Here is a 10,731-nt window from a genome sequence, read left to right as displayed (position 1 = left end):
ATCCAGCTTTCCAGGGTCGCTGCATCATGAGCGGTAATTGTGAAAACGTCAGGAGTATCCATGGGGCAAGTATACGCGAACTCAAATTACGTAACCTTATTTTCCGCATGGACCACTAGTATAGGGTGTTCACAAGGGTTCTACACGCTTCAGAGTCGAATACTGGCTTTGATTGACCATTTGTGTTGCGTTCAACACCCGTATTATTGGTCACTCCTGCCGCCGTATTGGAAAAGCTGACAAACTGCGTAAAGTGTTTCGCTCTGATAAACCCTCAATGGCAGTGTTTTACCTGGCTGTGAAGACTGCCTGAAAAATATAAACGATTTCTGTTCGGGCCTGGAAGCCGCTATCCAACTGATTATTGATCGAATTTAGCGATTGACTCGCCGACTTCCAGCAACCCATAAGCATGAGAAGTTTCACCGGAGCATTTAAGCCCACTTAATGAATATCCCACACCCAGCAATATATTTTATATCAAGTCAATATCTCTAATCTCAACGATCTGAGAACCTTTATATTCAGCATTAACGCTTACACGATCTCCGTGTTTTATATCAACGCCTTTTACTTCTTTCTTATTAAAGAAAAAATAATTTCCAGAAATTTCATCCTTAACTGAAAAAAGGTGCTGCACCTGATTAAAATTTTCGTCCTCTACAACAATCTCTTCCACCGTCCCGACTATAACACTTTCAGCCGCGACAGCTGCCGATACAACAAATAAAATCGATAACAAAAGCGCTCTTAACATAATTCCCACCATGTAAAAACATTTATTTAAATACAGTTAGTTGCTATATTTTACAGAAATTTTTGCTGATTGCCTTGCAGCATCTATTGATTCAAACCTAATAACCAGCCCATTCTTAGGGTCTGTGAAAGATTCGCCTAGCGACTTAAGTCTCGCCACATCATTATATTCACCATCATTGGCATAACTAACAATTACCGAGGGAGAATTTTGGGTTGGATACATGATAGAATGGCGAGTATGGTAATTAATATAGTAGTAATTTTTCCCATGGCTACTACCTTCACTCCGAATTTTTATTTGCTGGGGAATATCCTTTGATAGCTCCCCGGGGCCGAGGTAAATTGATTGCAATTCTGCCTCTTGAAACACGCCCGCAGACGGTGTAATTACTCTTGTATATTCTGGGAATAGCTCATACCATCCTAAGAATTCTCGCTGACCACTACCAAATATTTTGGAATAGCCAAGTCCCATTATCCCTACCCCACCATAGCTACCATCAGATGCATCCCCATCATTATTGCCATCAAAATTTGCATGCGCTAATCCAAAATTATGACCCACTTCATGCTGAATAAAATCTATGCCACGTGCTGGACCTAAATTTAACCCCACTAAGGACCACCCCCCCCAGGTTGCACCGACTCCATATGCTCCAAAAATAGCTTTTGGATAAAGATATACTCGATGGTCCCACTTCCCTAGATCTAGAGGTTCGTTATTCTCATCCACCAGGTTTTCTTTGGCCCACTCCGTAGCTTCATCACGAAAACTCAGTCCTTTGTCCGTATATCGGCCACCAAGATGTACCCTATCATATATCTCTTGGTAGCTAAGCATGTCGCCATTTATTTCATCAGGGACATTGAAAATCACACAATCAATTGAAGAGGTATACTGTCCAGGAGAGCCATAGCAATAATTCTCTAATGAGCTATCTTCAACACGATGCCGTACAAAATTATGCTGCCCAAGTGAATTATTATAATATACGTTATTCATAGAGTCTGGGTTATTGAAAACCCTATTTGCAAGATCAGATATATCGAGAATATCTAACGACGAGTCACCATCGAATTCCAGGTATATGAATACAATACTGCTTTCCTTAACCTTTATTGTATTAATAGAAAACATTAACCGTTGAGAACTACTATCACTTAGTGAGAGGTCGATTGCCTCAGTCGCAGAGCTTCCTGAGGGAATATCTTCCGCTTTCTCGTTAAGGCGGTACTCCCAATCACCATTTTTATTTATATGGAACTCACCATACTCACCCTCAATAGCTTCATCATTAAAAGTTGGTGCATTTCCATCAACATCACTGATAGTTAGCGTTCCGGCTAAGTACTCCGTATCACCAACCACTAATGTACCAATTGGTATTTCTACATCAAATTCGTATGGATCATCAAACCCTACAATAGTAATTGTAATGGGAGTTGTTTCACTATTTTCCTGAATGCCTATATCGAAATTATCACTAACAACCTCCTCCCCTTTAATTGGATCTGCGAGAAGGTCATCAAGCACATACACCCAACTTCCATCTGCATGGACCTCAAGCTCTCCATAAACCCCTTGGAAGCTACCTGGAGTAAATTGGATATCTCTATTTGTATCACTGGAAAGCACCCCTGAAACTCTCTCTTCGAGATTTTCTGAAATTTTACCAGAGCCACCTGTTATTTGGTACGAACTGCTGTCGCCTGAGTCGTTACCACTTCCTGAGTCATCACCATCTCCTGAATCATTGCCACTTCCTGAGTCATTGCCACTTCCTGAGTCATTGCCACTTCCTGAGTTACCACTCCCAACAGAACTTCCATCCGTGTTTTGGTCAGAATTTGAGCTTCCTCCACCACCTCCGCATGAAGCGACAAGAACAGATAACAAAATGGTCACTGCGATCTTACTTATATTTTTCACACATTCTCCTAAGCACTATAGCAACTTTACAATATGCTTAAGTTGCCGAACGCAAAACCTAATCATCTATTCGATAGATATAGGTTAACCGCCTGCAGCTAATTTTAACTATTGACGGCCCCATTATTGTATAAATTTCATTAGCGTCATTAGATTTAAGGCTATAAATTTTAGAATTTGGTCTTTATTGATGAGTGATTTGAATTTTTTCTTTTTTGTGAACTTTGTATAGGTGTAGACATCGCCTCCATAAGCTCGCCACTTTCAACCTTTATGTATTTTTTCAGTATTATTCGGCTACATTTTTTTGCAACCCTTAACCCTAAAAGCTGCTTCATAACTTGAAATCAGTTATTCTTGCGACCTCATGGAATGATAAGACGCAGTAAGTGTGAATAGATTTAAGGAGCCTTGCTTCCCCCAACCAAAACGTGGATAAGGTGGCCCCAAACCCATTGATAACTGCGTATGTTTTGAAGGTATCTTGTGAATATTGCGCTCAGGAGCACGATGGAAGGATCTCTCTCCATCTAACCCATCGCCGAGTACTTGCTGGAGAAGGCTCCAGTTTTGGGAAGAGCAAGGCGCTTGGTTGGAGGCTTGGCGGAAATTTCCCGGACAGCGCTATCAAAGATCCCTGCTTATGTGATATTACCTATAAACATACAAAAAAATCGGCACCTAGTGTACGACAAGATGGCAGAAAGCTTGGAAAGTATGTTCGACACTGGAAAATTGAACATCCTCGAACGAACTTTTTCATGGCTAGGAAACCACCGTCGCTTGGTCGTCAGGTGGGGTCGCTATTGTGAGCAGAGAGAGATAGCCCTTTCCCTATATCACGTCTCTACCTTATTCCCACCAGCTGGGAGTGTTGGTTATTGATATCAAAGTAGCAATAACCAACTCCTTCTAGTATTTCCAGAAAAGTATTGATTCCTTAAACAGTATGGTATGAAGCTATCCAGCCCCTCTCCAGATTATTAGCAACAAGGGTGCTCCGGTACCACAGATATTCAATAGAAGTAGTGGTTTCCCCTCCATGATAACGATCGAAGGTATCTCTGGATACACCCATAACTAGGGCTGTTAGACTCAAGCATAGAGAGAGTTCTTTGTGTTTGATATTAATTCGACACCAACATCAAAACGGGAAACTCTCTTCTTTTCAATTACACTTTAGTGTTCGCGGTGGCTTCTTTCATTGACTTCGCTGCTTGGTTCAATACTTCCTTAGGTATTTGATTCACGAAACTTTCATAATCTAACCCATGGTTTGCACGGGGAAGTCTATCTTTTCGAATCATTGCAATAAATTTCTTGTTAGATCTATCTACATTTTGAGAGCTGTCGGTATTTTCTGACTGATTATAAGCTTTTACATCCTGACCTAGTCTAACACCTTCCATAAACTCAAAGAGTGAGTGACCTCCTAATGTATATAGTTGTGCTGCTGCAACTAGGGTATAGAAATTAAGCTTATCATCATACTCTTTTGGTATTAAACTAAGAGAGTCTGACAGGCTTGATACTAGTCCCAAGCCTGATATGGAGTTAACAAAAGGCATCGTTCTTGCTTTGGAGTTTTTCAGCCAAGCAGGAATACGCCTTTCACGGCCCTGAGGCTTTTCTGCTACAATTACACTCGGTATACTATTTATCTGTGCTTTTGTTAGAGGTATTTGTGTTTTGTGCTGCTCTTGAACAGGTGCATACTCTTCACTTTTTATTATGCCTTTATATTTTGTTCCCTTTAGTTTATTTGGGCTATCTTCTCTGCCACGCCCTTTTCCAAAAAATTTATGATTATGATAAACAATTTTATTACGTCTATCCTGGCGTTTGGCGTCAGCATCCGTGACCTCATGACTTAGCCATGCAATACATTGCATCAATCCGGCGCAGCGTGTGCCGAGTAAAGCAAGGTCATCCTTATCTTCTTTCGCTTGATAAGTTGCACTCGCAAATTGAGCGAGTTGATTATTTACTTCGTATGCTCTTGGAGTGACACCATCTGTATACATTGCCAAAAATACAGCAAGAGCATTTTCATTTCCATTTTTAGCAATATGATTTTCAACCCATGTTTTAAGTTTCCGCTCAGTATCTTCCATTATCTTTTTTATTTTTACGTAGTTTGTTCTAGATGGGCTAAGTAATTCCTCGGCTATTGTGCTCTCTAGAACTCTTCTGTATTCATCGCGACTGTTAGCAGTCTTTTCTGGAAAGCTTCTGACATCAGAGTAGTTTTGAGGTTCTTGAACAATTCCTCCTACAATGTAGGTTGGGCTATTCCTAGAAGCTTGTCCCCCTTTATTTGGTTCTAACAAAAGCGCACGTAGTTTGTCAGCTGACATCGACTTTCGTTGTTGCATATTGTCACGTGCGCAGGCCTGTAGTTTGGTGATAGCTTTTAACAATTTTTCCCTTTCTTGTGTAGAAATATCACCAAGTTTTGTACTTACCATTTCTCGAATTTCGGTTTCAGAGTAAAAACGACCTATTTGCCCTGCGCTCCGATTTGAACTATAAAGTCGTGCTTCTAATAATTTTCGACGTATAGCCAACAACGGTCTAACAGATGCCCTAACCATAGCGCCCCCAAACCTTCTGGTGACGTTAGGACGAGTTTGACTTAGTGAATTGCCCCCTTGCGCTTCTTCAGTTTCACCGCTACGGGCCCCACCATTTGCTTTTTGTACCTGCTTCATTTGGCGCGAGATACTAGCCCGAGTGGGTTTTAACATGCATTCCCCTTACCAATTGTACTTATTATCCGAAACCAGATTTTTTAACTACAGCGATCATTCACACTTTATTGTCTGTAGCGAGTACGGCACTTGCGATGGAGAAAGGTGCAATAACTAAAACTTTTCCCCCTTTTGCAAAGTCATCTAGCGAAAAAGTCTCTACCGTGAATGCAGCAACATCGGCATCTTTAATTTCATTCATTGTTCTGTGTGAAGGTTTGGTCGGACCAGGCATGGACTCTTTTTCACTTTTGTAAAATGTCAAGCCGTCTTCTGGATACATTTTTAATAAACGAAAACCTTTATCATCTCTCAATTTCTTCATTGTTTTAGGGCATAAGTCGATGTAGACCCGTGGAAAATCGGTCTTTAGGCTTTCTGCCACTTCCATATTACGGACACCCTCCACAATGGATAAATTTTTGATTCCTCCTCGCAGTTTCAGAGACATCGCCATCGCAACAGCAACTTGATCATCATGATCATGGGGAGCATCCTGAATAATAGTTAGATGGTCGATATCAATATTGTTAAAAGCTGCCCACTGTGCATCTATCGTATCTTCCTTATCATTCGGGAAAACGTTCTTCCATGCTAAAGAAAAAGCAATTTTGTCTTCTGTACTTTCAATAAATTCATCTACACCAATATTGACAAACAGTTGAACCCATTTTTCACGCGATAGCTGTTTGTCACCGTCCAGCCCTTCGTTAAATAATTTAAATGCAGGTATGGTGTCATACATGGGAATTTTTGTTGGAATTTCGCTCAATACGATCGGTCCTTCTGGAAATAATTCGTTATCAAAAGACTTGAGAGCCTCTTCAAAATTAGGATACCAATCGTCTGAGGACGCCATTTTTTTTTCAAGCAGCTGAGGGTGGACAATATGCGACTCGATTTGCGCTTGTAGTAACGTCAGTGCAAACATATGTCTCGGATTGTCTAGATCAGCTTTTCCTTCGCTTTCAATTTCTTTAAGTATGTCTATTGCCTCACCGGGGCTCGGTATCTGCTGGCCATATTTATCTTCTTTATTAGGTGACCATGAGCCAGTGTTAACACTGTTATCCTTGTTTTCTAGATATATTCTGGATAGGAACCCATCAATACTGTTAGGTTGATCACCTTTCCATGTATTGGTTATTTTAGTAATGGCTTTATTAACATTTGTGAAATAATTCTTAATGTCATCAGAGGATTTTCCTAGATGCGCTTTAAGTCTCGGGCTTCCTGCGGGAAAATTAGAGGCGTAAAATCGATAGGGATGCATATTTGGTGTAATTGGAGCGGGTGCCCCCTTAGGTATGTCTTTTCCGTAAAGCCTACTATAGTCATCAGGCTGAACCAGCTTTTGCAAATAGGTAAGAAGCCCTACATTACATTTAATGTCTTGAGCCAATTTATTTGTTGAATCAAGCTTACTACCGTCAAAAGGAATGCTTCCATCAGCTGTTGAGCAATTAACAGCGTCAGGGTTTTTTTTCTGGAGCATTGCCAATCCAATACCAGCGTCGAATGAAGGTGTATCCCCGACTTTTGGTGCGTACGTAAAGTTAAATCCTGCGCCTTTTTTTTCTACCTCACCTTTCTCTGCCGGGAGGGAAGGTAAGTTTCCTTGAACGAAGAATTTTACCTTATTTTCTTCCGCTTTTTTTTGAAAAAAATTCGCCAGAGTAATTTGCGGGCTTTCTTGGGGATTCACATCACCACCCAGCTTTGCTACTTTTTTCATAACAACTTTTGGGTCAGGCCTGCCGAGTTCTGGTGCATCGGAGTCTTTGTTTTTTTCAGTTAAATTTTTCGGTTTGCTCGGACGCTCTAGAGAATCAATTTTTTTAACCCCCCCAAACCTTCCCAGACATTTCTCAAATTTTGCTTTTGATTGCTTACCAATACCCGTTAAGGCCCTTTGTCGATGACCGTTAAAAGTTGACTCAGTTTCTTCATTTGTTTCTCTGGCACTGAACCGATTACTTGGAACCGAAGCCTTACTCCCAGCTTTGCCGATGTCGCCTGGCATATTTTCTCTCTCAACAATAATAACTTGACTAGAAATTGATTTCATATTCTTTGGTAGTTTAGTCCCACCTAAGAAAGATGGTAGGATATCAGATAAAAAATTGACCCTTTTAGCTTTTGGTTTTTAATTTTTATAATCCGGTCTTTTTAATAACAGCCAGGGCCTTCTCACACAAATTAGCTTATCGACGATTATTGGAAAATTCATAAAATAACGAAAAACGACATCCAATTAATCAAAACAACTAAGAGTTTTACGGAACCCTTTCAATCTCCGGAATAATCACTCTACCTCATTGCGTTTCTTATACATTTCTCGATCATATACCCAGAAAGACAGGTGATTACGCCTCGGAGGAACCACTGGCTCCATACTTAAATCGAAAGTAAGCAGCCTTGTCTCACCTGCTTCATAAGCTTTGTCCATGGTCACTTGAGCACCTTCTCATCCCGAGCTCTCAAGTCTTTTTAGGGGGGCTCGACCCTCTGGCGCTTCTCCACTTTGGCCTGGAGATAGAAAAAATGTCACCGCCGCAATGTCGTCTGTTGCTGCAATGTGAACCTTAGTTGACCATCCGCCTCTTGATGAAGAAGTTGCCGCAAAAGTCGCCCGCAGTTTGCGGTTTAGGGCATAGAACGACTTACAGGTGGCTTAAAATAACGAGGGAAATAGGGATGGGATCTTTCTCACCAAAAGAAGAACCTGGACACAACAGAACACTATTTGATCTTGAGGAAAAAGAAGGTAATGGTTGGAACATAGGTGGAGATCCAGGCCGTAATGACTTTGATTTTGGGCTGTGGATACAGCCAGGTAGTGTCTGATCTAATCGTTGAACGGTTTGGCATCACTCTGTAAGACATGAAGATGACCTTAGGTTAAACGTTCAGGTCTTCACCGTATCTCAACCATTACGAAGAGCGTTGGCTACTCGACAATCGCTCCTGCATTGTCCTAACAGGCTATATCCTTATAGGCCTAAGCCATCGGCTGACCTCTGATAGATCACCCGTGTCATTAATGACCCAGGCACTTCCTGTGCAAGCGCTGGTTGTTGAGGGTTCACTTACTATTGACTGCAACAAACCAAGGCACCAGGAGGTTGCCAACCAGCCCCCTACTGGTATTTTCCGAGCGTATGCGAAAGACGCATATTTATCGGATCTCCTCCGCATAAGGTACATTAACTTTCACTGCACAACTGCGTTATTTATGCTGGCCGATAGATCACAGGGCTTTGCCTATTATGACGTTTTTGTTCATCAGCTCGCAGTTTTGCTAGGCGATCTTCCCACAGAGGACCTTCACCTCATTGGATAATACCCATGCTAAGCTTACACAAGCCATTGAATTACGAGCCTGCGGCGCCGGACACGTCAAAAGCAGTGCGCCGGTTATTGGGGCGTTGAGACTGTAGCAAAAATAGGTTCCTGCGGAGAGTAGGATGGAATTGTTTTCTCTGTCGTCAATGCCCTAGAATTTGCTTAATGGATGTATTTATAGTTCTTGGTTTCAAGTAATAACTGCAATCCTTTCATGACCAGAGAATTCAAGAGCATTGTCGAAAGTTATTATCTTGATTTAATCTTTGAAACCCAGCATATGGCTAACTGCTGCTTCAGCCAACAGGTCTGATCGCTTGTCTGTCGATCTCACAATAATAGTAAATAACGTTTTGCGCTCGACCATAGTCAGATAAGCACCGCCAGGCCCCTTGTCTATAACGGTATCACCTTTCCAGTCGCCAATCCGATTCAATCGGTCTACAAACGCCGGCCGATGATCTATGCTCTCTCTGTTTTTGATCTTTCCGCGCCGATTATACTCACCGTAACGTTTGCGATAGGGTTTTGATACAATCTTAAGTTGATTTTATCGGTCTCCACCACTTGTCTGATCTAAATAAATCAGCTGGCTATTTGTTGCCACACGTCATCTGTCACTTTCTGTGTATTATACGCTTGGCGGTGCCTTAGATCCGCAAGCTTATATGCTTGCCCAGGGCGATATCCTCGAAAACCATTATTGCGTTGTAGCTCTCGTCTGACGGCGAGGGATGCCTCTCTAATAACTCTGCAATGGCTTTCTGAGAGTGTCTGGCTTTTCTCGGGCTGTAAACCTGGTATCGTTCGTTCTCACTCGGTGGGTAGTAGCTTATTATCAGTGTCTTTCTCTTGGTTGGGAGAGATGCCGACCCTTCCAGCATACCCCTCCCTTACCCATTGCAGTTATTATCCTAAACCAATACTGCTATCTGTTTACCCATTTATATTAATTTTTCAAGCTCGTCCTGCGTTGTATTTATCCCTCTATTCATTTCATCATATATTTTTAATAGTTTCTCTGTCTCGTTAATAACGCTTAAAAAAACTTTAATATTTTGCTTTTCTTCCATCTTTTTCTTTTCATCTTTTGGCTCATATTGATCGAGAGTCGACATATTTTTGTCAATTTCATAAATTAATTTATCTACATCTTCTTTAAGTTCTGCCATTGATTGAGCACCGTTACTCATTAGGTTGCGCACCTCAATGATCAAAGGAGCAACTACATTTCCATTAAGATTTCTAACTCTTGATCTTATAGAATTCGCATCTATTGTCCCGTAATTCTTAAGCTTTCCTTCATGATTAACCTTGATTTCATATCCCGGCTTCGAAATAGATTCTTTTGTGGCCTTTAAAAATTCTTGACATCTACCCGAAAAAGTCGGAATTTTATGGCTTTTATTATCGCACCTACCAGAATGATGAATATTTAACTCCCATTTTTCAATAACGTTCGGCTTGGGAACAGGTGTCTTGATTGATTTGGGTCTGCTGAATAATTTACTTATTCTTTCGCAAATTTTTCCTAGACAAGTTTTCGACCTGCTAGTTTCGTCAATCTGATGTGCTTCTGATATCCCCATGCTTCTAGCGGCCACAATAGCTTGGTAGATAGTAGTCATGTTAAATTAATCCTATATATTTGCATATCAGTCAAGTCTAATTCGGTTCTAACAATTAATCTTTCAATTTATGACTTTAAAATATAAATTATGGGCAATTTTAATATGGGAGCCTCTGAAAGTTCCGTAGAACAGGCCTTAAAGGCCGTAGAGGTATCACGGAATTATTCAGAGTTATCCCTGTAAAGTCACGCCTTAATTAGTCGGCCCTGAAAAAAGCCGCTAGGCCTTGTGGCACTAAGGCTGTATGGCTATACGGCATAGCCATTTCGACCAGTTTTCGCTATTCTGAGTCAAATTTCTGGTCGAAATGCTCAAG

7 protein-coding genes are annotated in these 10,731 nt (G+C 41.1%); 1 reads left to right on the top strand and 6 read right to left on the bottom strand.

Annotated features, from left to right (window positions below; translation table 11 throughout):
* Window positions 1-475: 475 nt before the first annotated feature.
* From LC073_RS20820 to LC073_RS20805, 4 genes are all read right to left on the bottom strand, one after another.
* Window positions 476-757 (bottom strand): hypothetical protein, encoded by a 282-nt coding sequence (locus LC073_RS20820; RefSeq protein ID WP_226649468.1) that lies wholly within the window; start codon window positions 755-757, stop codon window positions 476-478.
* Between the two features lie 36 nt (window positions 758-793).
* Complete coding sequence (locus tag LC073_RS20815; RefSeq protein WP_226649466.1) at window positions 794-2,689, bottom strand: VCBS domain-containing protein; 1,896 nt, start codon at window positions 2,687-2,689, stop codon at window positions 794-796.
* A 1,172-nt stretch (window positions 2,690-3,861) separates the two neighbouring features.
* Window positions 3,862-5,436, bottom strand: coding sequence for a hypothetical protein (locus LC073_RS20810; protein WP_226649464.1), 1,575 nt, complete (start codon window positions 5,434-5,436; stop codon window positions 3,862-3,864).
* Window positions 5,437-5,497: 61 nt separating this feature from the next.
* Window positions 5,498-7,507 carry a hypothetical protein gene (locus tag LC073_RS20805; protein WP_226649462.1) on the bottom strand — a complete coding sequence of 670 codons (2,010 nt, stop codon included), beginning with the start codon at window positions 7,505-7,507 and terminating at the stop codon, window positions 5,498-5,500.
* A gap of 629 nt (window positions 7,508-8,136) precedes the next feature.
* Here LC073_RS20805 and LC073_RS20800 point away from each other — a divergent pair.
* Window positions 8,137-8,286, top strand: coding sequence for a hypothetical protein (locus LC073_RS20800; protein ID WP_226649460.1), 150 nt, complete (start codon window positions 8,137-8,139; stop codon window positions 8,284-8,286).
* 1,148 nt (window positions 8,287-9,434) lie between these two features.
* Here the strand turns inward: LC073_RS20800 and LC073_RS20795 are convergent.
* Both LC073_RS20795 and LC073_RS20790 read right to left on the bottom strand, forming a co-directional pair.
* Window positions 9,435-9,668: a hypothetical protein gene (locus LC073_RS20795; RefSeq protein ID WP_226649458.1), complete on the bottom strand. Its 234-nt coding sequence runs from the start codon at window positions 9,666-9,668 to the stop codon at window positions 9,435-9,437.
* Between the two features lie 60 nt (window positions 9,669-9,728).
* A complete protein-coding gene (locus tag LC073_RS20790) occupies window positions 9,729-10,412 on the bottom strand; it encodes a hypothetical protein (RefSeq protein ID WP_226649456.1) in 684 nt (227 codons plus the stop codon).
* Window positions 10,413-10,731: the final 319 nt, after the last annotated feature.

The organism is Microbulbifer variabilis (genome assembly GCF_020524905.1).
GTDB classification, from domain to species: domain Bacteria; phylum Pseudomonadota; class Gammaproteobacteria; order Pseudomonadales; family Cellvibrionaceae; genus Microbulbifer; species Microbulbifer variabilis_A.
The sequence above is the reverse complement of the archived record's forward strand: the minus strand, read 5'-3'. Positions and strand labels throughout refer to the sequence as shown.